Origin of the sequence: Microbacter sp. GSS18 (assembly GCA_029319145.1) — a bacterium.
Lineage (GTDB): Bacteria > Actinomycetota > Actinomycetes > Actinomycetales > Microbacteriaceae > Microbacterium.
This window is the reverse complement of record CP119753.1, coordinates 3228079-3254113: the sequence shown is the minus strand read 5'-3', so window position 1 is coordinate 3254113 and position 26035 is coordinate 3228079. Positions and strand designations below refer to the sequence as shown.

Annotated in this window: 25 protein-coding genes; 12 read left to right on the top strand and 13 right to left on the bottom strand. The window is 71.0% G+C overall.

Annotated elements, in window-relative coordinates; translation table 11 throughout:
* Positions 1–19 precede the first annotated feature (19 nt).
* Both P0L94_15055 and P0L94_15050 read left to right on the top strand, forming a co-directional pair.
* Positions 20–1816 (top strand): energy-coupling factor transporter ATPase, encoded by a 1797-nt coding sequence (locus P0L94_15055; GenBank protein WES63776.1) that lies wholly within the window; start codon positions 20–22, stop codon positions 1814–1816.
* Positions 1813–2658, top strand: coding sequence for an energy-coupling factor transporter transmembrane component T (locus P0L94_15050; GenBank protein WES63775.1), 846 nt, complete (start codon positions 1813–1815; stop codon positions 2656–2658). The genes P0L94_15055 and P0L94_15050 overlap by 4 nt, the downstream gene beginning before the upstream one ends.
* 78 nt (positions 2659–2736) lie before the next feature.
* Here the strand turns inward: P0L94_15050 and P0L94_15045 are convergent, their stop codons facing one another.
* Positions 2737–3900 (bottom strand): acyl-CoA dehydrogenase family protein, encoded by a 1164-nt coding sequence (locus P0L94_15045; protein WES63774.1) that lies wholly within the window; start codon positions 3898–3900, stop codon positions 2737–2739.
* Between the two features lie 96 nt (positions 3901–3996).
* On the bottom strand, positions 3997–5040 hold the full coding sequence (locus P0L94_15040) for a M15 family metallopeptidase (GenBank protein WES63773.1): 1044 nt from the start codon (positions 5038–5040) through the stop codon (positions 3997–3999).
* Positions 5041–5162: 122 nt separating this feature from the next.
* On the opposite strand from P0L94_15040, the gene P0L94_15035 reads away from it, so the two are divergent.
* From P0L94_15035 to P0L94_15025, 3 genes are read left to right on the top strand one after another with little or no spacing between them, the layout of a single operon-like run.
* Positions 5163–6239: an Rv2578c family radical SAM protein gene (locus P0L94_15035; GenBank protein WES63772.1), complete on the top strand. Its 1077-nt coding sequence runs from the start codon at positions 5163–5165 to the stop codon at positions 6237–6239.
* A gap of 60 nt (positions 6240–6299) precedes the next feature.
* The gene (locus P0L94_15030) at positions 6300–6893 is read left to right on the top strand and encodes a hypothetical protein (GenBank protein ID WES63771.1); all 594 of its coding nucleotides are present in this window, start codon (positions 6300–6302) and stop codon (positions 6891–6893) included.
* 12 nt (positions 6894–6905) lie between these two features.
* Positions 6906–7718: a hypothetical protein gene (locus P0L94_15025; protein WES63770.1), complete on the top strand. Its 813-nt coding sequence runs from the start codon at positions 6906–6908 to the stop codon at positions 7716–7718.
* Here P0L94_15025 and P0L94_15020 read toward each other — a convergent pair.
* Positions 7700–8620, bottom strand: coding sequence for an alpha/beta hydrolase (locus P0L94_15020; GenBank protein WES63769.1), 921 nt, complete (start codon positions 8618–8620; stop codon positions 7700–7702). The genes P0L94_15025 and P0L94_15020 overlap by 19 nt on opposite strands.
* A gap of 67 nt (positions 8621–8687) precedes the next feature.
* Between P0L94_15020 and P0L94_15015 the strand changes: the two genes are divergently transcribed.
* Entirely contained in the window at positions 8688–9356 is a 669-nt protein-coding gene (locus P0L94_15015; GenBank protein WES63768.1) for a TetR family transcriptional regulator, read from the top strand.
* Between the two features lie 34 nt (positions 9357–9390).
* On the opposite strand, the gene P0L94_15010 is transcribed toward P0L94_15015, so the two are convergent.
* Together P0L94_15010 and P0L94_15005 are read right to left on the bottom strand one after the other, a co-directional pair.
* Positions 9391–11331: a DEAD/DEAH box helicase gene (locus P0L94_15010; protein ID WES63767.1), complete on the bottom strand. Its 1941-nt coding sequence runs from the start codon at positions 11329–11331 to the stop codon at positions 9391–9393.
* A 276-nt stretch (positions 11332–11607) separates the two neighbouring features.
* Positions 11608–11961 carry a hypothetical protein gene (locus P0L94_15005; GenBank protein WES63766.1) on the bottom strand — a complete coding sequence of 118 codons (354 nt, stop codon included), beginning with the start codon at positions 11959–11961 and terminating at the stop codon, positions 11608–11610.
* A gap of 432 nt (positions 11962–12393) precedes the next feature.
* On the opposite strand from P0L94_15005, the gene P0L94_15000 reads away from it, so the two are divergent.
* On the top strand, positions 12394–13023 hold the full coding sequence (locus P0L94_15000; GenBank protein WES63765.1) for a hypothetical protein: 630 nt from the start codon (positions 12394–12396) through the stop codon (positions 13021–13023).
* Between the two features lie 9 nt (positions 13024–13032).
* Here P0L94_15000 and P0L94_14995 read toward each other — a convergent pair whose 3' ends face one another.
* The 3 genes from P0L94_14995 to P0L94_14985 form a co-directional block, all read right to left on the bottom strand.
* On the bottom strand, positions 13033–17031 hold the full coding sequence (locus P0L94_14995; protein ID WES63764.1) for an efflux RND transporter permease subunit: 3999 nt from the start codon (positions 17029–17031) through the stop codon (positions 13033–13035).
* A 121-nt stretch (positions 17032–17152) separates the two neighbouring features.
* Positions 17153–17539, bottom strand: a complete 387-nt coding sequence (locus P0L94_14990; GenBank protein ID WES63763.1) for a CrcB family protein — start codon at positions 17537–17539, stop codon at positions 17153–17155.
* Positions 17536–17949, bottom strand: a complete 414-nt coding sequence (locus P0L94_14985) for a CrcB family protein (GenBank protein ID WES63762.1) — start codon at positions 17947–17949, stop codon at positions 17536–17538. Before P0L94_14985 ends, P0L94_14990 begins: the two co-directional genes overlap by 4 nt.
* A 188-nt stretch (positions 17950–18137) precedes the next feature.
* Between P0L94_14985 and P0L94_14980 the strand changes: the two genes are divergently transcribed.
* On the top strand, positions 18138–18299 hold the full coding sequence (locus P0L94_14980) for a hypothetical protein (GenBank protein ID WES63761.1): 162 nt from the start codon (positions 18138–18140) through the stop codon (positions 18297–18299).
* Between the two features lie 75 nt (positions 18300–18374).
* Here the strand turns inward: P0L94_14980 and P0L94_14975 are convergent, their stop codons facing one another.
* Positions 18375–19148 carry a MerR family transcriptional regulator gene (locus P0L94_14975; GenBank protein ID WES63760.1) on the bottom strand — a complete coding sequence of 258 codons (774 nt, stop codon included), beginning with the start codon at positions 19146–19148 and terminating at the stop codon, positions 18375–18377.
* Positions 19149–19297: 149 nt separating this feature from the next.
* Here P0L94_14975 and P0L94_14970 point away from each other — a divergent pair, with 149 nt between their 5' ends.
* Entirely contained in the window at positions 19298–20167 is an 870-nt protein-coding gene (locus P0L94_14970) for a DUF4097 family beta strand repeat-containing protein (protein ID WES63759.1), read from the top strand.
* On the top strand, positions 20167–20775 hold the full coding sequence (locus P0L94_14965) for a PadR family transcriptional regulator (protein WES63758.1): 609 nt from the start codon (positions 20167–20169) through the stop codon (positions 20773–20775). Before P0L94_14970 ends, P0L94_14965 begins: the two co-directional genes overlap by 1 nt.
* A gap of 5 nt (positions 20776–20780) precedes the next feature.
* Here the strand turns inward: P0L94_14965 and P0L94_14960 are convergent, their stop codons facing one another.
* The gene (locus tag P0L94_14960) at positions 20781–21320 is read right to left on the bottom strand and encodes a universal stress protein (protein WES63757.1); all 540 of its coding nucleotides are present in this window, start codon (positions 21318–21320) and stop codon (positions 20781–20783) included.
* Positions 21321–21497: 177 nt separating this feature from the next.
* On the opposite strand from P0L94_14960, the gene P0L94_14955 reads away from it, so the two are divergent.
* Positions 21498–21683 carry a DUF3073 domain-containing protein gene (locus P0L94_14955; GenBank protein WES63756.1) on the top strand — a complete coding sequence of 62 codons (186 nt, stop codon included), beginning with the start codon at positions 21498–21500 and terminating at the stop codon, positions 21681–21683.
* Here the strand turns inward: P0L94_14955 and P0L94_14950 are convergent.
* Complete coding sequence (locus P0L94_14950) at positions 21680–22108, bottom strand: TIGR02611 family protein (GenBank protein ID WES63755.1); 429 nt, start codon at positions 22106–22108, stop codon at positions 21680–21682. The two genes, P0L94_14955 and P0L94_14950, sit on opposite strands and share 4 nt — an antisense overlap.
* 165 nt (positions 22109–22273) lie before the next feature.
* Between P0L94_14950 and P0L94_14945 the strand changes: the two genes are divergently transcribed.
* Positions 22274–23401: a carboxylate-amine ligase gene (locus P0L94_14945; GenBank protein ID WES63754.1), complete on the top strand. Its 1128-nt coding sequence runs from the start codon at positions 22274–22276 to the stop codon at positions 23399–23401.
* 3 nt (positions 23402–23404) lie between these two features.
* Here the strand turns inward: P0L94_14945 and purF are convergent, their stop codons facing one another.
* The gene (gene purF, locus P0L94_14940) at positions 23405–24865 is read right to left on the bottom strand and encodes an amidophosphoribosyltransferase (GenBank protein WES63753.1); all 1461 of its coding nucleotides are present in this window, start codon (positions 24863–24865) and stop codon (positions 23405–23407) included.
* 6 nt (positions 24866–24871) lie between these two features.
* Positions 24872–25999 (bottom strand): phosphoribosylformylglycinamidine cyclo-ligase, encoded by a 1128-nt coding sequence (gene purM, locus P0L94_14935; protein ID WES63752.1) that lies wholly within the window; start codon positions 25997–25999, stop codon positions 24872–24874.
* Between the last annotated feature and the right edge of the window lie 36 nt (positions 26000–26035).

Sequence of the window (26035 nt, the reverse complement as noted above, 5' to 3'; positions counted from 1 at the left end):
CCCCGAGTTCAGGAGCCCCGTGGCCGCCCTCGAGCGCGACGTTCCCCCCGCGGCGACGGCGCCGGCCGGCACGCCGCTCGTCCGCGTGCGCGATGTCGCGGTGACGCACGCGGGAGCCGATCGAGCCGCGCCCGCGTCCGTGTCGTTCACCCTGTCGCCGGGCGAGGTGCTTCTCGTCCTCGGCCCGAGCGGATGCGGCAAGTCGACGCTCGCGCTGACCCTCGACGGCCTGATCCCGCATGACATCGATGCGACGGTCGACGGCACGGTCGAAGTGCTGGGGCTGGACGCGGCGAGATCGACGCCCGCCGAGCTCAGCACGCGCGTGGGCACCGTGTTCCAGGACCCTGACGCGCAGCTGGTGACCGGTACGGTGCTCGACGAGGTCGCGTTCGGACCCGAGAACCTGCGGATGCCGGTGGCCGACGTGCTCGCTCGCGCGCAGGACGCGCTCACGCGGGTCGGCCTCTGGGAGCGACGCGGCGAGAACCCCGACCGACTGTCGGGCGGGGGTCGGCAGCGCCTCGCCCTGGCCTGCGCACTGGCGATGGGCTCGCCGGTGCTGGTGCTGGACGAACCCACGGCCAACCTCGATCCGCGCGGCATCGACGAGGTTTACGCGACCCTGGCGGAGGTGGTCGCGGCTCGCGATCGTGCGATCGTGCTCGTCGAGCACAACCTCGACGCAGCGATGGACGTGGTCGACCGTGTGCTCGTGCTCGACGCCGACGGCCGCGTGGTCGCCGACGGCTCCGTCGACGACGTCCTCCGACACGACGCCGACCGCCTGGACGCGCTCGGGGTGTGGCTGCCGACCTCGGCGCTGGCCGCGCTGCGCCTGCGCGACGCCGGCTTCGTGCTGGATCCGCTGCCTCTGACACCGGACGAGCTGCGCGCGGCGCTCGAGGCCGAGGCGGGTCCGGGCGACGACGGGCAGCCGGACCCGGATGCCGCCGGACGCCGCGACGCGCCCGCGGACGGGCGCTCCGGAGCCGCGCCGCTCATCTCGGTCCGCGGCCTCGCCGTGGATCGCGGGAGGCGCCGCATCCTCGAGCCGATCGACCTGGACGTCCGCGCGGGCGAGTTCGTGGCCGTCGTCGGCCGCAACGGCGCCGGCAAGACGACGCTGCTCCAGGCCCTCGCCGGCGTGCGTCGCCCGCCGAAGGGCACGGTGCACATCGACGGGCTCGACGTCGGCCGCGTCGACACGCGGCGGCTGTCGGCGCGCATCGGCTTCGTCTTCCAGAACCCCGAGCACCAGTTCATCGCCCCCACCGTCTTCGACGAGATCGCCCACGGGCTGCGGCGGCGGCGTCTTCCCGAGGACGAGGTGCGGGAGCGCACGACGGACCTGCTGGCCCGGTTCGGCCTGACCGACAAGGCCGAGCTGCATCCGTTCCTGCTGTCGGGCGGACAGAAGAGGCGCCTGTCTGTGGGAACGGCCCTCGTCACCGGCGCACCCGTGCTGGCGCTGGACGAGCCGACGTTCGGCCAGGATCGCGCGCGCGCCGACGAGCTGATGGGACTGCTGCGAGAGCTCAACCGCGGCGGGACGACGATCCTCATCGTCACGCACGACATGCAGCTCGTCGCCGAGTACGCCGAGCGCACGCTCGTGCTCTCGCAGGGACGCCTGCTGCGGGACGGGCCGGCATCCGACGTCCTCGCCGACGACGCGCTGCTGGACGAAGCCGGGCTGCGCCCACCGCCGCTGCGCCGGGCGCTGCGCGGGCTGACGCGGCATCCGCACCTCGCCCGTGCGGGCCGGCTCGCCGACCTGCCGACGACGCGAGCCGAACGGGGGAGCACGTCGTGAGCTCGGTCGACCCGATCCTGTCGGTGCAGGCCACGCATGCGCGCGTCGACCCATACGCCGACCGCGTCTCGGCGTCGCCCGTGCGGTTCCTGCACCGGCTGAGCCCGATCGCGAAGCTCGCGGCGCCACTGCCGGCGATGCTGCTGCTGGTCGTCGTGCGCGACATCGCCACGCCGGCGGCCTTCCTCGCGCTCAGCTACGCCGTCGTCCTCGTGGGAGCTCGTCTGACCCGGAGGGTCGTGGCCGTGCTCGCGATCCTCCCCGTGGTCGCCGTGGTGATCGGCCTCGGCTTCTCGATCTGGACCGACGCCTCGCGCGTGGACCAGTCGGTGGTGGCGTGGCAGATCGGCTCGTGGACGATGTACGGCGGGGCGCTCGTGGTGGGCTTCGCGACGGGCCTGCGCATCGCCGCCATCGCGTCGCTCGCCCTGATCGTGGGCCTGTCGACGACCGGACCCGATCTTGTGCGCGCGACCGTCCAGCAGCTGCGCGTGCCCTACCGGATCGGCTACACCGCGCTGGCGGCCCTGCGGTTCGTGCCCCGGTTCGGCCACGAGCTCGACGTCATCCGTCAGGCGCACCGCGTCCGTGGCGCGCACGGCGGACGCGGTCCCCTCTCGGCGATCGCGCGCTGGTCCGGCTACGTCGTGCCGCTGCTGGCCGGCGCGATCCGCCATGCCGAGCGGGTGGCGCTCGCGATGGACGCCCGGGCGTTCGGGGCGTACCCCGAGCGCACCGAGCGTCATCTCGTGCCGTGGCGGGCCCGCGACACGGTGTTCACCGTCGTGTTCGCGGCGTCATCCGTGGCGGTCTTCTGGGCGCTGTTCCCGTGGGGGCTGTGACCTGCCCGGACGACGGATGCCGTGAACCGCGGCCTCCGGCGGGGCCTCGGCTCACGGCATCCGGAGTCGTCGCGTCGGCTACTTGCCCTTGACGATCTCGCGGCTGACGATGTCGCGCATGATCTCGTTCGTGCCTCCGTAGATGCGGTGGACGCGCGCGTCGAGGAACGCCCGGGCGATCGGGTACTCGGTGATGTAGCCGTAGCCGCCGTGCAGCTGCACGCCGATGTCGAGCAGCTCCCACTCGCGATCGGTCGCCCAGAACTTCACCTTCGCAGCCTCTTCGGCGGTGAGCTTGGAGTCCTTGTAGAGCATCATCGCCCGGTCGATGTAGGCCCACATGACGTCGACCGTGGTGGCCATGTCGGCCAGCTTGAACCGCGTGTTCTGGAAGTCCGCGACCGACTGCCCGAACGCCTCGCGGCTGAGGGTGTAGTCGCGGGTCCATGTGAAGGCCGCCTCGCCGGCCGCCGCGGCGGCGACGCCGATCGACAGGCGCTCGAGCGGCAGGTTCATCATGAGCTGGATGAAGCCGAGGCCTTCCTTGCCGCCGATGAGGTTCTCCTCGGGCACGAACACGTCGCTGAAGCTGAGCTCGGCGGTGTCCCAGCCGTGGAAGCCCATCTTCTCGAGCTTCTTCCCGTGGTCGAAGCCCTCCATGCCGTTCTCGAGGATCAGCAGGCTGAATGCGTCGGGGCGGTTGCCCTCGCCGGTCTTGACGAAGGTCACGACGATGTCGGCGGTCTTGCCGGACGAGATGAAGGTCTTGGCGCCGTTGACGATGTAGCCGCCGTCGACCTTCTTCGCGGTGGTCTTGATGCCGCGAAGGTCCGAGCCGGCACCCGGCTCGGTCATCGCGAGGGCGCCGAGGATCTCGCCGGTCGCCATGCCCGGCAGCCACTTCTGCTTCTGCTCCTGCGTGCCCATGTGGGCGATGTAGGGCACCGCCAGGTCGTCCTGGATGCCGAGGGCGCCCGCGAGCGAGCCCTGGCCGGCGCCGATGACCTCTTCGAGCACGATCGAGCGGAAGCGGTAGTCCTGCAGCATGCCGGCGCCGCCGAACTCTTCGGGCACCGACAGGCCGATGATGCCCGCCTCGCCCGCGGCGAGCATGGTCTCGCGGTCGACTTCGCCGTCCGCGTCCCACTTCTTGCGCTTGTCCTCGCCGGCGTATCGCTTGATGAACTCCTTGACGACGTCGCGGAACGCCTCGTGGTCCTCGTCGTAGATGTCGCGCTCCATGTGCGCCGTCCTCTCATCCTCGAGTCTTCGCGGAGAATGCAGATGGCATTCAATCCCGCCATCTATGGTACTCAGTTTCGACCTGAACGGGTGCTGTCAGTCCTCGTAGTCCGGAGCGGCCGGCAGGCCGAAGAACTCCTCGAGCGTCGTCCAGCCGCCGTCATGGTACGCCCGCGCGAGCTGCGGCCCGATGTAGCGCAGGTGCCAGGGCTCGGGCACGTAGCCGGTGACCTCGGTACGGTCCTGCTCGTACCGGACGACCCAGCCGTACCGCCACGCGTTCTCGACGATCCACTCGCCCTGGGTGGTCGCGGCGAGGTCATCGAGGGTCCCGCACCGGCCGTCGCACGCCACGACGTCGGCGGCGAGGCCGGACTGGTGCTCGCTGTGCCCGGGGCGCGCGCTGACGAGGTCGGCACCGTCGACGCCGCGGGCGGACACCTGCCGGCCGTAGGAGCCCTGCTGCGTCCGATACGAGCGGAACCCGCTCTCCAGCGCGATCTCGCCGACGCCGTCGGCGAGCGCGTCGGCCGCCATCGCCGACAGCGCTGCCGCCGCGTCCGCACGCAGCCCTCCGCCGGACAGGCTGCGAACGCCGTCGGGCATCGCCACGGGGGACGGCTCGTAGGCGATCGGGTCGAACGGGCGGTGCTTGTTCACCACGACCCACAGGCGCGCGGCGTCGTCCAGCGCCGCGCAGTCGGCCTCTCCCGCGACGATCGCGGCGCGGAACGCCTCGCCGCCGCCGGCCCTGTCGATGGCCGCGACGTCGTCTCCCGCCGCGAGGGCCTCGGCGACGCCGGCGAGTTCGCAGATGTCGGCGGTCGCCTCGGCCGAGCGGAGCGAGGGGACGGGGATCGCCGCGGCGACCTCCGGCAGCGGCGCCGCCTGCTCGCCCACCGGCGCGCCGGCACCCAGCGGCGCGTCGGCCGCGAGGGCGGGCCCGGTGAGGGCGGCTGCGATCGCCACTCCCGACCCCACGACGAGCGTGAACGCGAGAAGGCCGCCGAAGCCGGTGGCGATGCGCGCGGCCCGGCGGACCCGCGCATGACGGACAGGCGACGTGGACACGTCCATGAGCGCGTCCGCGCGCGCCGCGCGGCGCGAGGTGGGGCTCGTGTCCGGTCGGGGCGCCGTCACATGCCCATTGTGTCCGGCCCTCCGCCCGAATGCGAACGGGCCGGGCCGAGTGTCGCCGGCCCTGTTCCGAATCTCACACCGTCGCGCTTGACGGACATTCGTTTCTATGTTCGACTGATCCCATGAGATGGCAGGGACAGCAGCTCGGCGCGGCGGATGCCGCGGCGCTCCCCGGCCTCGAGCGGCTGAACGGTCTCGTGCGCTCGGTGACGACGCCCGAGTTCGCCGACGTGACGTTCCACGAGGTCCTCTGCAAGTCCGCGCTCAACCATGTCCCCCGCTCCTCGGCGATGCCGTTCGAGTGGACCGTCAACCCCTACCGGGGATGCACTCATGCGTGTTCGTACTGCTTCGCCCGGGGCACGCACGAGTACCTCGAGCTCGACGCCGGGCGCGATTTCGACTCCCAGATCGTCGTCAAGACCAATGTCGCGCATGTCCTCCGCAAAGAGCTGTCGCGCGGCAGCTGGCAGCGCGAGCACGTCGCACTCGGCACCAACACCGATCCGTATCAGCGCGCCGAGGGCCGGTATCGGCTCATGCCCGACATCATCGACGCCCTGGCGGCATCGGGCACGCCGTTCTCGGTGCTGACGAAGGGGACCCTGCTGCGCCGGGACCTGCCCGCCCTGCGCGAGGCCGCATCCGCCGTGGAGGTCTCGCTGGCGATGTCGATCGCGGTCTTCGACGATGCGCTGCAGAAGCTCGTCGAGCCGGGGACGCCCTCGGCGACCGCCCGCCTCGAGACCGTGAGGGCGGCGACCGACGCGGGGTTCGGCGTGACGGTCTTCCTGATGCCGGTCATGCCGCATCTCACCGACTCGATCGCCCACATCGACCACGCGCTCAGCCGCATTCGCGAGGCGGGCGCCGTCCGCGTCGTGTACGGATCGCTGCACCTCAGGCCCGGCGCCAAGCAGTGGTTCTTCCGGTGGCTCGAGGCCCACCGGCCGGATCTCGTGTCGTCGTACCGGGGGCTCTACCCGGGCGCGTCGGCGAACGCGTCCAAGGTCTACCGGTCGTGGCTGGCCAAGCGTGTACGTCCCCTGCTGCGCGTCTACGGCCTGGACGGTCACGAGGAGGACGATGCTCCGCGCCGCGCGCGACCGCAGTCACGCGGAGCGGAGGCCGCGCGCGATCGCATCGTGACCACGTCGCGCGGCCGTGCCGCCGCCCCGGCCGCGGCCATGCTCTTCTGACGTCGGCACCGCCGCACCGGGGGCGCTCGGAGGTGGGACGATGAGGACGGGAGTCCTCGGATGTTCGTCTTCGCCTATGCCTCGCTGCTGCACCCCGACTCGCTGTCGGCCACGCTTCCCGGCGTCTTGCTGTCGGACTGCGTGCCCGTGTGGTTCGAAGGCCGGGAGCGCACGTTCTCCGTCGCCTTCCCGAACGCCGGATCTGAGCCCGACAAGGAGTATCGCGACGACGCCGGCCGCCGGCCGCCGGCCGTGAGGTTCTGCGATCTCACACCCTCGCCCGGTTCTCGGGTCAACGGCGTCTGCATCCCCGTCGACGACGCCGCCCTCATGCGTCTGCGACAGCGCGAGCGCCGCTACGACGAAGTGGTGATCGCCGCCGAGGTCCGCACATATGCGGACGAGAGCATGTTCGCGCACGAGGTCGTGGCGTTCATCGGCAAGCAGCGGTATCGCGCTGCGACGCGCGAGACCGGAGTGGTGCCGGCGGGCTATCTCGAGACAGCCGTCTCGGGTGCGCGGCACTGGGATGCCGTCGCCCCCGGCTTCTTCGATCACTTCCGCCGCTCGACCGTCATGCCCGCTCCGCACGAAGTGGTGCCCCTGACCCGCATCGACCTCGCTTTCCGCGGGCCCCGAGCCGGCGAGGGATGACACGATGGGCTGGTGGCAGACGACACCCGTGACGAGCTGAGGTCTCTCCGCGAGCGTGCGTTCGGGCGGCACCCCGACATCCACGATGATCCGGCCGCTCTGGAGCGGCTGTACGAGCTCGAACACGTCGTCGGATCCTCGCGCCCCGAGCCCGAGGCGACACCGGCACCCGCAGCAGCGCCGGACGCCGCCGACCGCGTCGGCGGGCAGCCCGCCGATGCGGATTCCGGCGGCGCCCCCGCAGCCACGTCCGCGCCCCGAGCGGCACTCGAGCGACCGCAGTCGGCCGCGACCGGCCCCGCAGCCACGGAGACCTCGACGGTGCCGACCGCCGACGCCGCCGCCGACGCCTCCGGCGATCGCCCGCGGCGCCTCTCGCTCCGCGTCGCGTGGGCGCTGTCGCTCGTCGCCGCGATCGCGCTGACCGCCGTCGCCACGACCGCGATCCTCGCACCGGGCCACACCCGGGTCGCAGTTCTCCAGACCTCGGCGGACCAGGACTGGTCCACGGACTTCTTCGGACCCTCCATCGAGGACGCCGTCATCTTCGAAGAGCACTACGGTCTCACGCCGATCGCGTTCGAGCAGTCCTGGACCCGATCCGAGGGGGTCGAGAGCCACTGCCTGTACGTCGTGTCCCGCGACAGCGGCGCGGGCGACGAGATGGTCGGCGGCGGGTGCGGGGTGGGCGGTTTCTCGGCCGCCGCGACGCTCGCCGTCGTCGCCGACGCTCCCGAGCCGCTGCGCGAGCGGTACGGCGAAGGCACAGCGCTGCGGTTCGTCCTCGACGGCTCGCAGGTCGTGGTCTACAGCGACACGCCCTGACCTCCCGCCCGCGCCTCGAAGTGCGCGGGCGCAAGGGCGTGATCGGGCAGCGTCAGGTGCGCCACCGCAGCGTCGAGGAACGCGTCGGAACGCACCAGACGGGCATGCCAGGCGCCGTCGGTGTCGAGCGTCGCCGCCTGCGGCAGCGCCGCCCGCAGCCGGTCGGCCTCGGCGTGGGGGATGACGCGGTCGCGGCGGTCGTGCGCGATGAGCGCATGCACCGCATCGCCCAGCGGGTGGGCGACGGCCGACACCCGGCCGATCGGGTCGTCCTCGTCGAAGTAGCGCCGCGCGAACAGTGCGCGCATCGACACATCTGCCGCATCGTCCAGCCCAGCGCCCGCGGCGAAGACGTCGAAGACCGCGGCCGCGTCCGCGGGCGCGGACGCGGTCACGACGCGGCGGACCTGAACGCCCTCGGCGACGGCGACGAGCACCGCGAGCCCGCCGAGCGAGTGGCCGACGATGCCGTGCAGCGCGCCGTGGCGTGCCTGCACAGCGCGGATCGCCGAGATCCAGTCGACGATCGTCGTCGCGCGCCCCGGCGCATCGCCGTGGGCGGGCATGTCGACGGCCACCACGCGGAAGCGCTCGGCGAGCAGCTCGCGCACGAGAGGAGCGAACTGGCTCGCGCGGCCCTGCCACCCGTGCACGAGGAGCACGACGTCCGCGCCGGTTCCCCACTCGTAGACGCCGACGCGCGCACCCCGGCCGCGAGTGCCCGGGATCAGCGCCTCCCACGTACGCGCGCGGAGCATCGTGGCGGCGTCGGCGGGGTCCACCGGCATACGCCGACCGACCCGCATGAACAGAGGGAGGGCGATCCGTGCGGCCAGTCCGGGAGACACGGCGGACGTGGCGCCGAACAGGCCCTGGACGATGCGCTGACTCGTCTTCATCATGACTCCAAACCGCACGTACGTTCGTGCGTACTTGTCGAACACGAACGATCGTACGTATAATGGCGTCATGCCGCAAGAGGTGATCGACGGACGACGGGCCCGGGGCGACGAGACACGGCGGATCGTGCTCGCCCACGCGGTCGATCTCGCGAGCGTCGGAGGACTCGACGGCCTGTCGATCGGTCAGCTCGCCGAGGCGTCCGGGCAGAGCAAGAGCGGTGTCGCCACCCTCTTCGGCTCCAAGCAGGCGCTCCAGCTCGCGGTGGTCGAGGCGGCCCAGACCGTCTTCACGCGCGAGGTCGTCGAGGCGGTGCGAGCACGCATTCCACGCGGTCTCGACCGCGTCGTCGCTCTCGTGACCGGCTGGATCGAGTACTCGCGGGGTCGTGTCTTCGCGGGTGGATGCTTCTTCTCGGCGGCGTCCGCAGAGTTCGACTCGAAGCCCGGGCCGGTGCGCGACGCCGTCATGGGCGCGCTCGACGCGTGGGAGTCCTACCTGGCCGCTTCACTGGCCCACGCGGCATCCGAACTGCCAGGGATGTCGGATCCCGCCCAGATCGCTTTCGAGGCGACGGCGGTCCTCGCCACCGCGAACACGAGGTCGCTCCTGCACGACAGCGATGTGCCCTACGCACGTGCCGCGGCGGCCATCCGCGATCGTCTGCATTCCCTCGGCGCCGACGAGGCGAAGCTGGCGCCCCTGGCGGCTGTCGCCGACGACGTCACCGCTCCCTGACCGCCCCCCGAACGGCGCCCTCCGGCGCGACCGGTCAGCCGGCGGTGGGGTCCACCTGCCGTCCGCTGATCTCCTCGAGCACGTCGTCACCGAGGTCCGCCTCCTCGAACGGTGCATCGATCTCTGCGCGGTCGAGCAGCTCCGCCATGCGGCGGCGGCGCTGACGCGTCACGAGGGTCACGACGGTTCCGGCACGACCGGCCCGGCCGGTGCGCCCGGAGCGATGCAGGTACGTCTTGTACTCATCGGGTGCATCGGCCTGGATCACGAGGTCGATGTCGTCGACGTGGATGCCGCGCGCGGCGACGTCGGTGGCGACCAGGACGCTCACCTTGCCGCTGGTGAGCTTGTCGAGGTTGCGCATGCGCTTGGCCTGGTTGAGATCGCCGTGCAGCGCGAGTGCGGGGATCCCGGCCTCGTCGAACTGCTCCGAAAGCATCTCGGCGTAGGCGCGCGTACGTGCGAAGACCAGGGTCTTGCCCTCGCGGTCGACGAGTGAGGCGAGGATGTCGGCCTTGCGGCGGTGGTCGATGACCAGCACACGGTGGTCGATCGTGCCCGAGCCCTGGTCCTCGCCTGCGACCTCGTAGACGGCCGGGTCGACGAGGAACTCGTCGACGAGGGCGGCGACCTCGCGGTCGAGGGTGGCCGAGAACAGCAGCTTCTGGCTGCCGTCTTCGGTCAGGCGCAGGATCCGCTGCACCGGCTCGAGGAAGCCGAGCTCGCACATGTGGTCCGCCTCGTCGAGCACCGCGATGCGGATCTCGGACAGATCGAGGCGACCCTGCTCGTGCAGGTCCTCGATGCGGCCCGGGGTGCCGATCACGATGTCCACACCCTTCTTGAGCGCACCGACCTGGCGCGCCTGCGGGACGCCGCCGTAGATCTGGGTGGTGAACAGGCCCACGCTGCGCGCGATCGGCTGGATCGTGCGGTCGAGCTGCAGGGCGAGCTCGCGCGTCGGCGCCAGGATCAGGGCGCGCGGCGCACGGCCGTACTCCCGCTTCTTGCCGGCCTGGGTGCGCAGGATCGACTCGACCAGAGGTGCGCCGAACGCGATGGTCTTGCCCGAACCGGTGCGGCCGCGACCCAGGACGTCGGCGCCTTCGAGGATCGGGCCGATCGTCGCCGCCTGGATCGGGAACGGGGTCTCTGCCCCCAGGTCCGCGAGCGCGCGGACGATGTTCTGGCCGAGGCCGAGGTCGGCGAACGTGGCGCCCGACACCTCGTCGGCCTGGATCGCGCGGGCCTGCAGCCGCTCGTGGACGACGTCGACGTGCTCGTCGTGGGCGCGGGTGGCGCCGGGCTTCGCCGTCCAGTCGGCCCGGCTCGGCCCGTCGTCACGGCGAGGCCGCTCATCCCGGCGGACGCGGTCATCGCGACGCGGACGATCCTCGCGACGACGGTCCTCGTAGCGCGGACGGTCATCCCGACGCGGACGATCCCCGTAGCCGCTGTCGTCACGACGCGGACGATCCTCGCGACGACGGTCCTCGTAGCGCGGACGGTCATCCCGACGCGGACGATCCCCGTAGCCGCTGTCGTCACGACGCGGACGATCCTCGCGACGACGGTCCTCGTAGCGCGGACGGTCATCCCGACGCGGACGATCCCCGTAGCCGCTGTCGTCACGACGCGGACGATCCTCGCGACGACGGTCCTCGTAGCGCGGGCGTTCGTCGCGGCGCGGACGGTCCTCGATGCGCGACCGGTCGTCGCGCCGCGGACGATCCTGACCGCGGATGGCGCGAGCCTCGTCCCGGCCCGCCCGCTCCTGGGCGGTCCAGCGGCGCTTGGGCGCCTCACCGGACTGCTCCGGGCGATGCCCGCGGTGGTTCGGGCTCTTCGAGCCGGCCTTTCCGGCCGACGATTCGCCGGGGCGGCGCTTGCGATCCTGATACGAGGTCTTCGCAGCGTATCGGGGCTCGAAGTTCTTGGCGGCGCGGCCGCCCGAGGGCTTCCTGTTCTTGGGCACGGGTGCGTCCTTCTGTCGTTCTCGCACGAGAACGGCGTCCGAGCGCACGCCCGGACAGCCCGGACAACCGTCGGCCGGGGGCCATTCCTGTGATGGTTCATGCGCGCCGATCGGCGCTCACCATCGGCCCCCTGGACTCACAATGCTCACACGCGCCCACGGCGCGGCGTCCTGAGCCGACGCTCCAGATTATCGGCAGATCCTGAGAGATCACAGACCGTGAACCTTGGCGGGCGGGGATACGATGCTCCCGTTACGAGCGCCGTCTCACAGCCGTCAGCAAGGGGGGACCTGCGGACGTCGACGACGCTCGCTTCGGGATTCCGTGCCGGGCGGTCTCGCGCGGAGCGGGCCGTCGACCCGTGGAAGAACGATGACAACGTCGACGATCACACCGAGACCGTCCACCGCCGCGCTGCCGGACGCGCCGCCGGACAGCGGTGAACCGCCCTCGATCCCCCTCTCCCACCGATCGTTCATGCTCGCGATCAGCATCCTGGCCGTCGGCGTCGGGATCGCGATGTTCACGACGAGCGATTCGGAGTGGTGGCGCCTGCACTTCTCCGAGCTCGGGACGCACGCCGACTTCTCCGGCCGGCTGTTCAACTCGACCGCGATCGGCTCGGGCATGCTCCTGGCCCTCTACGGCCTGCTGCTGGCTGCCGACATGCCCGCATCGGTGGGCGCGTGGCCGTCGCGCGGCATCCGGGCATCGATCGTCTCGGCCGGCGGCCACCTCACCATGGTGGGTCTCGTGCCGATCCCGGTCTCGACGCTGATGCACGATCTGGCCGCGATGGGGCTCGCACTGTCGTTCCTCGCGCTGGTCGCCTGGGCGCTCGCCCTGCGAGGGGTTTCCGCGCGGTTCCGCGCGGCGACCGTCGGCGGGGTCGTCGTCCTTGCGGGAGGCATGACCGCGCTGATCACCGGGGTGATCAACCTCGCCGCCTACGAGGCCATCGCCTTCGCGACGGTTGGCTGCTGGATCGTCGCGTTCAACCGCATGACCCGCGGGGCGGGTTCACGTGCAGAGCCGAACCGCGCGACGCTGACAATGGATGCATGGCAGACCCGGAGTCCCCGCATCCCATCACCGTCGCGATCGAGCGGCGCATCGACCCGGCACGCACCGTCGAGGCGACCAGCTGGATGCAGGCCGGCACCGACCTGGCGACCGGCTTCGAGGGCTTCCTGGGCTCGGGCTGGGTCCGCGCCGGCGAGGCCAGCGACCTCTGGTACATGCTCTACCGGTTCCGCGACATCGCCACCCTGGAGGCGTGGGAGGACTCGGCGCAGCGAGCGTGGTGGCTTCAGTCCGGACGGCCCTTCGCCCGCGAGGTGAGGATAGAGCGGCGCACCGGCATCGAGGGCTGGTTCGACGCGCCGTTCGCCACCGACGTCGAATCGTGGCCCGGAGCGGATGAGCCGCGCACCGCTCCCGTCCGTCAGCCCATTCCGGCGGCGCCTCCGCGGTGGAAGCAGGCCGTGACGATCTGGCTCGGGTTCTTCCCCGTCAACCTGCTCGCGTCATGGCTGCTGGGCTACGTCCCCGGGTTCGAGGCACTCCACCTCATCGTGCGTGTGCTCATCACGACGGTGGTGCTGACACCGCTCATGACCTACGCCGTCCTGCCGGCCGTGACCCGCGTGCTGCGCCCGTGGCTGCAGCGACCGCGCCGCGCGGCCGGCTGACGCGGGACCTCAGCGCTCCTCGTCGTCGGACGCACCGTCCCCGGCGTCGGAACCGGATTCCTCGGCACCCTCGGGCACGGCGTCGGATCCTGACCCGTCGGTGTGCTCGGGAACGTCGTCGCGCGCTTCGTCCGAAGGCGCGTGCGCGTCACCGGAGTCCTCGCCTTCGGCCTCCGCGGCAGGCTCGGAACCGCCCTCGGCGCCTTCGACGTCGGCGTCGCTCACGTGCTCCGAATCCTCATTGCCGCTCTGATCGGCATCGTCGTGCGCATCCGCTTCGGTCACCGACTCCGGCGCCTCCGGCTCCGCGTCTGCACCGGAGGCGGCATCCGTCTCGACGTCCGCGTCAGCATCCGATTCGGCGCCGACGTCCGCGACCGCACTGTCGTCCGCACCCAGGCCCGACGGACGGTAGGCGCTCGGCGCGCTCCACGCACCGGCGAGCTTGTCCGCTCCGGGCAGCCGGCCGCCCGGCAGCCGGTCCGCACCGGGCAGTCCGCCCGTGGCCGGCCGGTCGGCGTCGTCCGCGGACGGCTCGGTAACCTCGGGCGCGGCGTCCTCGACGGCTCCGACGGCTCCGACGGCTCCGACGGCTCCGACGGCTCCGACGGCTCCGACGGCTCCGACGGCATCCTCGCCCGACGTCTCGTCGGCGTCCGCCGTCGGGATGTCGACGATGTCGACGATGTCGGCGGCGCCCGCGGGGGCGGGGGTGCCGTCCGGAACCTCGACGTCGGGCGCCTCCTCGATCGGCGGCACCTCCACGTCCTCCGCGGTCACGATCGCGATCGAGCCCGTGGTCACCGCAGCGGCCGCGGCGGCGGCGAGACGACGTTCACGCCGGGTCTCGAACACGGGCTCGGCGCTCGCGGGCGCGGTATCGCCGGCACCCTCGGTCTCCTCCGCGCCCTCGGTGACGGACGCCGCGGACTTCGCGGCGCGGCGAGCCTGCCTCCGCTCCTTCGCGCCCTCGACGAGGTTGTAGAGCGTCGGCAGCACGAGCAGCGTCAGCACGGTCGAGGACACGAGTCCGCCGATCACCACGATCGCGAGCGGCTGCGAGATGAAACCGCCCTCGCCGGTGATCCCGAGCGCCATGGGCGTGAGAGCGAAGATCGTCGCGAGCGCCGTCATCAGGATCGGCCGGAGCCTGCGCGCGCCGCCGGCGATGGTCGCATCGTGCGCGGACAGACCCTTCTCCCGGTACTGGTTGACGAGGTCGACGAGGACGATCGCGTTCGTCACGACGATGCCGATCAGCATGAGCACGCCGATGAGGGACGCGACGCCCAGCGGGACGCCGGTGGCGATCTGCAGCAGGATCGCGCCGGTCGCGGCGAAGGGCACCGAGACCAGCAGCAGCAGCGGCTGACGCAGCGACTTGAAGGTCGCGACCATCACGACGTACACGATGAGGATCGCCGCCAGCAGGGCCAGGCCCAGCTGCGAGAATGCGTCCTGCTGCTGCGACACGACGCCGCCGAGATCGGCGCGGGCGCCCTCGGGCAGGTCGATGTCGGCAAGCACCTCGTCGACCGCCGCGGTCGCGGCCGTCAGGTCGTCGGTCGCGGGCGTCACGGCCACCGTCGCGGTGCGCTGGCCGCGCTCGGTCGTGATCGAGGTCGGGCCTTCGGCGACCTCGACCGTCGCGACGTCCTGAAGCTCGACGGGACCGGTCGCGGTGGGGATCTCCAGCTCGCGCAGCTCGTCGAGGCTCGCGGGCTCGTCGCTCGCCGCGAGGTACACCGTCAGTGCGGTGTCGTCGATCTCGACGGCTCCGACCGACTGGGGCCGCATGGTGTTGGACACCAGCGCGCCCACCGCGACCTCCGACAGGCCGCGCGCGGCGGCCTCCTCGCGGTCGACGGACACAGCGATGTACGGCAGCGACGCCGCCAGGTTGCTCGAGACCTGCGACACGCCGTCTGCCCCGCCGGCGGCCTCGACCACGACGTCGGTCGCCTCCTGCAGTGTCGCGGAGTCGGGCGCGGTCACGCCGATCTCGATGTCGCTCGAGCCGAAGCCGCCGCCCGACGCCGACACCGTGATCTCGCCGACGTCGTCGAGGTCGGCCATCGCGGCGATGACCTCGTCGCGCAGCGCCACCTGGTCGGCGTGCTCGTCCGTCGTGATCGAGTAGGTGATGCCGCTGCCGCCGCCGGAGAAGGCGTCCGCGAGGGCCGATCCGCTCGTGCCGATCGAGGCCTGCACGGTCTCGATGCCCTCGATGTCGAGCAGCACCTCCTCGACCCGCTCGGCCGCGGCCTGCTCGGACTCCAGGCTCGGCGCCGCGCCGATGTCCTGCGTCATCGTGAAGGTGTTCTGCCCCGAGTCGCCGAGGAAGTTGGTCTTCATGAACGGCGCCGCGGCGACCGTCCCGGCCAGCACGAGCACCGCCAGGAGGAGCGTGACCCACGAGCGGCGCAGCGTCCACCGCAGAATCGGCAGATAGCCCTTCTGCAGGATCGACGGCGGCGCCGCCGGGTCCTCGGGGTCGACCTGGTTCCCCTCGTCGTCGAGAAGGGGCTTGCCGGGCTTGAGGAACCAGTACGCCAGCACGGGCACGATCGTGAGGGCCACCAGCAGGGACGCCAGCATCGCGATCGTGACGGTCAGCGCGAACGGCCGGAAGAGCTCGCCCGTGATGTCGCTGACGAAGGCGATGGGCAGGAACACCGCGACGGTGGTGATCGTCGACGACGAGATCGCCGTGGCCACCTCGCCGACGCCGCGCAGCACCGACTTCAGCTTGTCGGCGTCGCCGACGTAGTGGCGTTTGATGTTCTCGATCACGACGATCGAGTCGTCGACGACGCGTCCGATCGAGATGGTGAGGGCACCGAGCGTGAGGATGTTCAGCGAGTACCCGAAGGTCTGGATGCCGATGAAGGTGATGAGGACGCTCGTGGGGATCGAGATCGCCGTGACGAGCGTCGCGCGCACCGACAGCAGGAACACCAGGATCACCAGGACGGCGAAGGCGAGTCCGAGCATGCCCTCGACCGCGAGCGTCTCGATCGACTGCTCGATGTACGGGGCCTGGTCGAACACGATCGTGAACTCGGCGCCGCCCAGGCCCTCCTCGAGGTCGGGCAGGAGCGCGGCGACGCCGTTCGAGACGTCGACGGTGTTGGCGGCCGGGAGCTTCGTGACGGCGATCGTGAGCGCCGGCTCGCCGTTCACGCGCGAGATGGTGGTGACGGGGTCCTTGTCGAGCTCGACGTCGGCGACGTCGCCGATCGTCGTCGTCTCGGCGGCGAACTGCTCGGCGTCCGTCGGGACGAGCGGAAGGTCGGCGAGCTCGTCGACGCTCGTCACCTTCGCGCCGGTCTGGACCGTGAGCGTCTCGTCGTCCTCGGTGATGCTCCCGCCGGGGAAGAGCACGCCGTTCTGGTCGAGGGCGTCGGTGATGGCCTGCTGCGTGTAGCCCGCCTCGGCGAGGGCCTCCTGATCGGGCGTGATGGTGACGCGCTGGCCGATGCCTCCGACGATCTCCGCCGCGTTCACGCCGTCGACGTCCTCGAGTTCGGGCACGACGGTGCGCTCGAGCTGCGCCTGGATCGTGTCGGCGTCGTCGTAGCCGGTGACGGCGATCTGGATCACCGGGAAGTCATCGATGCTCGCCGTGATGACGGTCGGCTCCACGCCGTCGGGAAGGTCGAGGCGGTTGATCGCCTGCGTCATCTTCTGCTCGGCGGTGCCGAGATTCGTGCCGTAGTCGAACTCCGCCTGGACGATCGAGGCGTTGGTGGTGCTCGTCGCGGTGGACCCCGCCAGCCCCGGAACGGCCTGGATGGCGGCCTCGATCGGCGTCGAGACGTCCGTGTTGACGACCTCGGGCGACGCCCCCGGGTAGGTCGAGACGACGATGAGCGCGGGGAACTCGATCGAAGGGATGAGCTCCTGCTTCAGGCTGTTCAGCGCGATGCCGCCGAACACGGCGGCGACGATCGTCACGAGCGCGATGAGCGCCCGGTTCTTCAGGCTCAGGACGGCGAGTTTCGACACGGTGCGCCTTCGGAGTCGGGGTGTGCTGTGGTGTGCCCGGCCGCGAATACGCGGATGTATCGGGACTTGTAGTATTTCACGGCTCAGCCTGGGCGAAGCGGGCGCGGAGCCGACGCGTGATTCAGCCGGCGAGCCCTGCCGCCCACAGCCCCGTGGCGAGGCCGACGCCGGCGGCGATCACCGCCAGGGCCAGCGTGCCGAGGAGGTTGGCGATCGCCTCGCGACGCCGTCGCCGCTGCGCGATCAGCACTGACTCGACGCACACGGTGCTGAAGGTCGTGTAGCCGCCCAGCAGCCCGGTGCCGATCACGGCGAGCACGCCGGCGGGCAGGACCGCCGCGCCGAGGCCCGTGACGATGCCGAGGGCCAGCGAACCCGACACGTTGACGACGAGGATGCCGCGGGGGAACTCGCCCGGAACGCGGGTCAGCCACCGGTCGAGGCTGTAGCGCAGTCCCGCGCCGATGCCGCCGGTCAGAGCGATCAGGAGCAGCTGCCCGATGTTCACTCGGCATCCTCGGCGCGTTCGACCTCACCGGGCACGTCGGCGATGCGCCGGCCGATGAAGAGCCCCGCGAGCGCGGCGAGGACGCCGGCGGCCAGCGATGCGGCCATGAGCACCAGGGCGAGCCAGGGGACGGAGATCAGCTGAGCCGAGGCGACCGCGAACGCACTGTAGGTCGTGAACCCGCCGAGGGCGCCGGTGCCGAGGAACGCACGCATCGACGGGCTGCGGTCGCCGAGCACGCCGACCACGACGCCCAGCATGAGCGAGCCCGCGATGTTGACAGCGAACGTCACCCACACGGCCTCATCGGCGTCGGCCACCGGCGAGAGGATCGCGGCCCGCGCGAGCACGCCCACCGCGCCGCCCGCGACCACCAGCCCGAGAGTGCGGGTGTCGACGGGCTGCGGCATGGGGCCCACCGTACCCGCATCGGCCGGACGGACCGGTGGCCTGCCTTCCGGCCATCGCAGGCGGATAGCACCGCCGCATCGAGCGCGTCAAGCCCCACCGCCGTGATGGGGGGACGGTGCCAGAGTGTCTTCCGTGCCCACGAGGCATCCGGCGCGAATGAGCGCCGGCGAGAGAAGGAGACATCCGCATGAACCTCGCCCTGATCATCATCATCGTCGTCGCCGTGGTCCTCGCCATCGTCGGAGGGCTCGGAGAGGCCCTCAGCTGGCTGCTGTGGGTTGCGCTGATCGCCGGAATCATCGCGCTGATCGTGCTGCTGTTCAGAGTCATCAGCGGCAGCCGGCGCTGACCGGATCGCCTTCAGACCAGAGAGCGGATGCCGCGGCCGGGGGGCCTGCGGCATCCGCTCTCTCATGCGCGGGCCTCACAGATGCGCCGCCGCGTAGGCGGCGAGCGCGTCGCGCACGAACTCGGCGCCGAGCGTGCCGCCCGCGCTCGTGGCGTAGTTCGCCGCGAACCGCGGATCGGCGACGTACATGTCGCCCAGGCCCGTGACGTACGCCTTGAGCGCGGCGGGGTCGCCGCTCGCCGCCGGCGTGCCGGGTATGCCCGTGAGCCAGGCGACATGGCGCGCGGCCACCTCGGCGGCCTGCTCGCCGTCGGGTGGCGCGCCGCTCTCGGCGACGGCGATCCAGTCGCTCTGCAGCCGGGCGGCCTGCTGCGTGAACGCGTCCTTCTCGGACGCGGTCTTGCCGCGCCACCAGCGGTCGCTGTCGGCGTAGGCGTCCTTGCCCCAGCGCTGCTCGACTTCGTCCTTGTACTGCGTGTGGTCGAAGCCGTCGAACATGTTCTCTGCCATCAGTCGTTCACCTCCTCTCAGGGCTTCGATGGTGGTCCGGACGGAGGCGATGCGACGCTCGAGCCTCGCCTGCTCCTGGCGGAGCCAGGCGAGGTGGCGCTCGAGCGCCGTCTGCTCGTCGGCCTCGCGGTCGACGATCTCGGCGATCTGCGGCAGGCCGAGTCCGAGTTCGCGCAGCAGCAGGATCCGCTGCAGCCGGACGAGGGCGGTCTGGTCGTAGTACCGGTAGCCGTTGGAGCCGACGCGCGTCGGCGCGAGGAGCCCGATGTCGTCGTAGTGACGCAATGTCCGGCTGGTCGTGCCGGCGAGCTGCGCGATGTGCTGGATCGACCAGTCCATGTCGTCCTCCTTCCGTCCCGACTCACGGTAGAGCTTGACGTTGCGTCAATGTCAACCGTCGTGACCCCACGGTCTTCCAACTCGCGATATATCGTGTTATTCTGAAGACGCGATATATCGCGAATAGTCTTCGTCGTAAGGAGAACGACATGACCCTGGAGAAGTGGATCGTCCACCCGGGTGAGACCCGGGTGATCGACCTCGAGAACATCAGCAGCCTCAAGGCGGGCCTCGTGGGCGGCCAGATCGACGTGATCGCCCACGACGAGCCCGGCGCGCGCATCGAGGTCCACAGCGTCACCGTCAAGGATCTGCGCATCGAGGTGACGGGCGACGCCGTCGAGATCGACCATCCGCAGCTGCGCTGGGACAACTTCCTCGAGGTGTTCCGCAACTTCGGCGCGGGCGGACCGAAGGCCGAGATCAGCGTGGCCGTCCCCCGCTCGGTGGCTCTGAACCTCGGCGTGGTGTCCGCCGGCGCGCTCGTCTCGGGCCTGACCACGGACGCCCGCGTCAACACCGTCTCGGGCGACATCCTCGTCGACGGCCTCACCGGCGACCTCATCGCCAACGCCGTCTCAGGCGACGTGCAGGCCCGAGGCCTCGTGGGTGCCGTCAACGCCAACAGCGTGTCGGGCGATGTCGCCGTCACAGGCGAGGTGAGCAAGGCGACCGCCGACACCGTCGCCGGCTCCGTGCTCATCGACGCGACGGGCCCCGTGCACTCGGTGGGCGTGAACACCGTGGGCGGCGACATCACGATCCGGATGGACGAGGGGCTCGCGGCCAACTACGTCGCGCGCAGCGTCAGCGGACGCGTGCAGATCGACGGCATCGTCCGGTCCACCTCGGCCATGTCGAACTACGCGGGTTCGACGGGGGAGCTCAGCGGCTCGTTCGCCGACGTCCGGCTGAACTCCGTCTCGGGCGATCTGACCGTGCTGCGCCGTCCCGCCGGCACGGAGACCTCGGCCGCCGACGACACGTCGGCGGCGGCATCCGGAGGGGAGGAGCGGTGATGGCACCGGTCTTCTCGCACGGCGATCTGCGCCTGTACCTGCTGAGCCTGCTCAACGAAGGACCTCGCCACGGGTACGACATCATGCAGGCCCTGTCCGACCGCACCGGCGGCACCTACACCCCCAGCGCCGGCACCGTCTACCCGCGGCTGGCGAAGCTCGAAGAGGAGGGCCTGGTGACCAAGACGGTCGAGGGCCGCAAGACGATCTACGCGATCACCGAGGCCGGGCGCGCCGAGGTCGCCGCTCGCTCGGGCGAGCTCGAGGACATCGAGGAGGGGCTCGCCGACTCGGTGCGCCTCATCGCCGACGAGGTGCGCGGCAGCGTGCGCGAGGCGATGAAGAGCCTGCGTGCCGACCTCGCCTCGGCCACCCGCCAGGAGCGCGCCGGCGCCCCACGCGACGAGCCCGGCGCGGACCCGCGGGTGCGCAGCCGGGAGCAGCTGAACCGAGCGGACGCCGCGGTCAACGACTTCCGGGTGCGCGTGCGCAGCGACCTGCGCACGTTCGTGTCACAGGGCGGGCAGCTCGCCGACACCCTCGTGGACGACCTCGTGGACGGACTCGACCGCATCGCGCGCGACGTCACGCGCACGCTGCGCGGCTGAACCGGTCAGGCGGACCAGGGGTCCTCGTCGTCGGGGACGGGCTCGCCCAGCGGGATGACGAGGACCGGCCGGTGCTGGCGGTGGGAGAGCCGCGCGGCGACCGATCCCGTGAAGAACTCCCGCAGCGACTCGCCGAAGCCGTGCTTGCGGGTGCCGACGACGAAGATCCTGGCGTCGATCTTGTCGCCGAGGTGCTTCAGGGCGAGCGCGGGATCGCCCACCAGCTGACGGATGCTCCACGTCAGGCCGCTGCCGGCGAGCACGTCGTCGGCGGACTGACGGACCTCTTCGAGGTCGCTCTCGCCCGAGGCGATGTTGACGTCGATCGGCGCGGAGTGCACGTAGCCGTCGGGGTCCTCGTAGGTCACGAAGCGCGTGACGTCGACGTGGACGACAAGCAGCGGGGCGTCGAGGAGGCGCGCGTAGTGCATCGCCTCTTTCAGCACGCGCGGGGACTGACCGGGCACCACCGCCGCGACGACGGCTCCGTGGGTGGTCGCGTCCCCGGCGTCGACCTGGTCGACCCCGTATTCCTCGTCGGCCATGTGATTCGCCCTTCAGCATCGTCGCCACGAGAGCCGATCTCGGCACCGCCGGGGCACCGAAGCACCGTGGTATCCTGAATGCTACTCTTACCGGCGCGTGCCGGATTCGTGAATGCCCGGGTGTATGCAGCGGAAAACCCGCGCACAGCCCGCGACTCTGAAATGAGGGGGTCTCGCATGGGGCGTGGCCGTCAGAAGGCGAAGCACACAAAGATCGCCCGTGAACTCAAGTACGACACGTACAGCGTCAACTACGCGGCGCTCGAGCGTGAACTGGGTCACCCGTCGAACGACGAGGAGTACGTCGACAAGTGGGCTGACCAGTACGACGACGAAGACGAGGACGAACTGGAAAGGGCCTAGCGCCCGCTTTCCATCCTCACCAGCCGATCAGCCGCCGCCTTCGCGGCGGCTTTTCGCGTGCGCCGAGCCCGCCACCACACCCAGAAGCGGTCGAGCAGGCTCTTCAGCCACGCGGCGACCCGGCGCGCCCAGTGGAACTCCGTCCCCAGGACGGCGAGCCCGAGGAAGACGATCAGCCATCCCGGGCCGGGAAGCGGCACGAGGATGAGTCCGCCGATCACCATCGTCACGCCGACGATCGCGACGGCCGCACGGTAGGCGAACTCCATGCGCGGATGCGCGGCCACCCACTCGCGCATGAGCCGCATGCGGCGGCGGATGCGTCGCTCGGGGTCCTCGGCCTCGACGATCTCGGCACGTACGACCTGTTCCAGGTGTCCCGGCTCGACGGCGGGATCGGCAGGCTGCACCGGTGCGAGCGTCATGGCCCGACGCTAACACCGCTGGTCGCGAACCACCTGTGAATCCCGCCCGCGACGGCTGAGCGCAGACGGCGGCGCGGTCGCGTGCGCGACGCGCGGGTCGAAGGGCCTTGCGACCGGGGTCGGCAGACGCTGAGATGGTGCGAACAGCGCACGGAAGGAGCCCGCGTGCACGAGCCCGCGTTCACCGTCGGCATCGAGGAGGAGTACCTGCTCGTCGACCGGGACTCGCGCGCCCTCGCCGTCGCCCCCGAGGGCTATCTGGAGGCCCTGCAGGCTGATCTGCAGGAGCAGGTCAGCCCCGAGTTCAAGCAGTGCCAGGTGGAGATCGGCACGCGCGTGTGCGCCGACATCGGCGAGGCGCGCGACGACCTGCGGCGCCTGCGCGCCACGGTGTCGGAGCATGCGGCCCGCTACGGGCTGTCGCCGATCGCCTCTGCATGCCACCCGTTCGCCGACTGGAAGCGCGAGCACCACACCCGCAAGGATCGGTACGACGGTCTCGAGCGCGATCTCGCCGGCGTCGCGCGGCGCCTGCTCATCTGCGGCAACCATGTGCACGTCGGCATCGGCGACGACGCGCTGCGCATCGACCTGATGCGCCAGATGTCGTATTTCCTGCCGCACCTGCTGGCCCTGTCGACGTCCTCGCCGTTCTGGCAGGGCGAGGACACCGGCATGGCGTCCTACCGCGTATCCGTGTTCGACAACCTGCCGCGCACCGGACTTCCGCCCGACTACTCCAGCTGGGCGGAGTACCAGCGCTCCGTCGCCGTGCTGGTCGACCTCGGCATCATCGAGAACACGTCCAAGATCTGGTGGGACATCCGCCCCTCGCACTCGTATCCCACGCTCGAGACGCGCATCATGGACGTCTCACCGCGCCTCGAGGACGCGCTCACCCTCGCCGCGACGACACAGGCGATCCTGCGGATGCTGTGGCGCCTGCGCACGCAGAATCAGCGCTGGCGCACCTACGGCCGCTTCCTCGTCGGCGAGAACCGCTGGCGCGCCCAGCGGTACGGCGTCTCCGAGGGGATGATCGACTTCGGGGCCGGGACGATCAAGCCGTTCCCCCCGCTCATGGAGGAGCTCATCGAGCTCGTCGCCGAGGACGCGGACGCGCTGGGCTGCCGGGACGAGCTCGAACGCATCGCCGCGATCGCGTCCTCGGGCACATCCGCGACGCGACAGCGCGCGACCGTGGCGGGCGCCGAGGCGGCGGGATCGGATCACACCGCCGCGATGGAGGCGGTCGTCGACAGCCTCATCGAGGAGTTCCACGAAGGCCTGTGACCGTCAGGACTCCTGCGTGCCCTCGACCCACGAGAGGTACTCCTCGGACACCGTTCCGGTGACGTAGTGGCCGTCGAAGCAGCTCATGTCGAGATCCTCCACGTCCGAGCCCTCGAGGATCGCGGCCTTCAGGTCCTCGACCTCCTGGTAGACCATGTAATCCGCGCCGAGCTCCTCCGCGATCTCGGGGATGGTCCGCCCGTGGGCGACGAGCTCGTGCCGTGACGGCATGTTGATGCCGTAGACGTGCGGGTAGCGCACCGGCGGGGCCGCCGAGGCGAACGTGACGCTGGTGGCGCCGGCATCCCGCGCCATCTGGATGATCTCCTTGGAGGTCGTGCCGCGCACGATCGAGTCGTCGATGAGCAGCACGTTCTTGCCCTTGAACTCGCTCGACATCGCGTTGAGCTTCTGACGCACGCTCTTCTTGCGCACCGCCTGGCCGGGCATGATGAACGTGCGGCCGACGTAGCGGTTCTTGTAGAAGCCCTCGCGGTACTCGATGCCGAGCTTGCGGGCGACCTGCATCGCGGCCGGCCTCGACGAGTCGGGGATCGGCATGACCACGTCGATCGAGCCCGCCGGGGTGTACTTCGCGATCGTGTCGGCGAGGCGGTCGCCCATGCGCAGTCGCGCCTCGTAGACCGAGATGCCGTTCATGATCGAGTCGGGCCGGGCGAGGTAGACGTACTCGAACGAGCACGGCATGAGCTTCGGATCCGGCGCGCACTGCTGCGTGTGCAGGTGCCCGTCGAGGTCGACGAAGACGGCCTCTCCGGGCAGGACGTCGCGCACGACCTCGAACTCGCCGTTCTCGAGCACGAGCGACTCGCTGGTGACGACCCATTCGTACGTGCCGTCCTCGTTCTTGCGGGTGCCGAGGATGAGGGGACGGATGCCGTACGGGTCGCGGAAGGCCAGCAGACCGTAACCGGCGATGAGGGCGACGGCGGCGTAGGAGCCCTCGACCCGCTCGTGCACCCGCGTGACGGCCTGGAAGACCTGCGCGGGATCGAGCTCGAGCCCCGAGATGGAGGACTGCAGCTCGTTGGCCAGGACGTTGACGAGCAGCTCGGTGTCGCTCGAGGTGTTGAGGTGCCGGCGGTCCTTGGTGAACAGCTCCTCGGTGAGCTCGCGCGTGTTGGTGAGGTTGCCGTTGTGGACCAGCACGATGCCGTAGGGGGCGTTGACGTAGAACGGCTGCGCCTCCTCCTCGCTGGAGGCGGTGCCCTTGGTGGCGTAGCGCACGTGGCCGAGGCCGAGGTTGCCCAGCAGCGCCCGCATGTCGCGCGTCCGGAAGCCCTCGCGCACCTGGCCCTTGGCCTTGCGGACGTGGAACACGCCGCTCGGCTCGGCGGTGGCGATCCCGGTCGAGTCCTGGCCGCGGTGCTGGAGCAGCAGCAGCGAGTCGTAGATCTCCTGGTTGACGGGGCCGCGGCCCACCATCCCGACGATTCCGCACATGGGGTGTTACTTCGCTCCGTCCGCGTACGTGCCCACGAGGCGGACGGCTCCGCCGTCGACGCCCTTCGCGCCCTGCTCGAATTCGCCGGCCGGGCGCGCGCCGTCGCCGACGACGCCGACCTGCCAGGTCGCGATGCCGTCCTCGACGAGGGCGGCGGTGGCCGCATCGGCCTTGTCGGCCGACACGACCGCGAGGAACCCGATGCCGAGGTTCCATGTCCCCTCGGTCGCCGTCAGGTCGAGGTCGCCGAGGTCGGCGAGCACGCGGAACACCGGAGGCGGCGACCAGGTCGACCGGTCGACCTCCGCCCACGTGCCGGTGGGCAGAACGCGCGCGAGGTTCGCGGCGATGCCGCCGCCGGTGACGTGGCTGAGGCTGTGCACGGCGCCCGGGACCTGCGCGAGCAGGCGCAGCAGCGGGCTGGTGTAGAGCCGCGTGGGCTCGAGCAGAGCCTCGCCCCACGTGGTGCCGAAGTCGGCGGCGTTGTCGCCGTACGCGATGCCGGCACCGGTGACGATGTGGCGGATGAGCGAGTAGCCGTTCGAGTGCGGGCCGCTCGAGGCGAGGGCCAGCACGACGTCCCCCGCGCGTACGCGGTCGGCGCCGAGCACGTGGCCCGCCTCGACGACACCCGTCGCGGCGCCCGCGACGTCGTAGTCGTTGATGCCGAGGAGCCCGGGATGCTCGGCGGTCTCGCCGCCGACCAGAGCCGTGCCGGTGGAGGAGCAGCCCTCGGCGATGCCGCGGACGATGTCGGCGATGCGCTCGGGGAAGACCTTGCCGCACGCGATGTAGTCGGTCATGAACAGCGGCTTGGCGCCGACCACGACGATGTCGTCGACCACCATGCCGACGAGGTCCTGCCCGATCGTGTCGTGCTTGTCGATCGCCTGCGCGATGGCGACCTTGGTGCCGACGCCGTCGGTGCTGGTGGCCAGCAGCGGCTTGTCGTACGCGCGCAGCGCGGATGCGTCGAAGAGGCCCGCGAATCCGCCCACGCCGCCGAGCACCTCGGGACCGTGCGTCTGGCGGACGGCCGACTTCATCAGTTCGACGGCGAGGTCGCCGGCGGCCGTATCGACACCGGCTTCGGTATAGGGGTTCGCAGAGGCGTCACGAGAAGGGGAGCCCACGCCTCCAGCCTACCCGCGCCGCGCCTGGACATCCGC

Bases quoted from the DNA above. Each gene is read 5' to 3' on its own strand.
- P0L94_15045 (WES63774.1), bottom strand. From the start codon at position 3,900: ATGGAGCGCGACATCTACGACGAGGACCACGAGGCGTTCCGCGACGTC.
- P0L94_15035 (WES63772.1), top strand. From the start codon at position 5,163: ATGAGATGGCAGGGACAGCAGCTCGGCGCGGCGGATGCCGCGGCGCTC.
- P0L94_15030 (WES63771.1), top strand. From the start codon at position 6,300: ATGTTCGTCTTCGCCTATGCCTCGCTGCTGCACCCCGACTCGCTGTCG.
- P0L94_15020 (WES63769.1), bottom strand. From the start codon at position 8,620: ATGATGAAGACGAGTCAGCGCATCGTCCAGGGCCTGTTCGGCGCCACG.
- P0L94_15015 (WES63768.1), top strand. From the start codon at position 8,688: ATGCCGCAAGAGGTGATCGACGGACGACGGGCCCGGGGCGACGAGACA.
- P0L94_15005 (WES63766.1), bottom strand. From the start codon at position 11,961: ATGCCCGAGCCGATCGCGGTCGAGTTGAACAGCCGGCCGGAGAAGTCG.
- P0L94_15000 (WES63765.1), top strand. From the start codon at position 12,394: ATGGCAGACCCGGAGTCCCCGCATCCCATCACCGTCGCGATCGAGCGG.
- P0L94_14985 (WES63762.1), bottom strand. From the start codon at position 17,949: ATGCCGCAGCCCGTCGACACCCGCACTCTCGGGCTGGTGGTCGCGGGC.
- P0L94_14980 (WES63761.1), top strand. From the start codon at position 18,138: ATGAACCTCGCCCTGATCATCATCATCGTCGTCGCCGTGGTCCTCGCC.
- P0L94_14975 (WES63760.1), bottom strand. From the start codon at position 19,148: ATGGACTGGTCGATCCAGCACATCGCGCAGCTCGCCGGCACGACCAGC.
- P0L94_14970 (WES63759.1), top strand. From the start codon at position 19,298: ATGACCCTGGAGAAGTGGATCGTCCACCCGGGTGAGACCCGGGTGATC.
- P0L94_14965 (WES63758.1), top strand. From the start codon at position 20,167: ATGGCACCGGTCTTCTCGCACGGCGATCTGCGCCTGTACCTGCTGAGC.
- P0L94_14960 (WES63757.1), bottom strand. From the start codon at position 21,320: ATGGCCGACGAGGAATACGGGGTCGACCAGGTCGACGCCGGGGACGCG.
- P0L94_14955 (WES63756.1), top strand. From the start codon at position 21,498: ATGGGGCGTGGCCGTCAGAAGGCGAAGCACACAAAGATCGCCCGTGAA.
- P0L94_14950 (WES63755.1), bottom strand. From the start codon at position 22,108: ATGACGCTCGCACCGGTGCAGCCTGCCGATCCCGCCGTCGAGCCGGGA.
- purF (WES63753.1), bottom strand. From the start codon at position 24,865: ATGTGCGGAATCGTCGGGATGGTGGGCCGCGGCCCCGTCAACCAGGAG.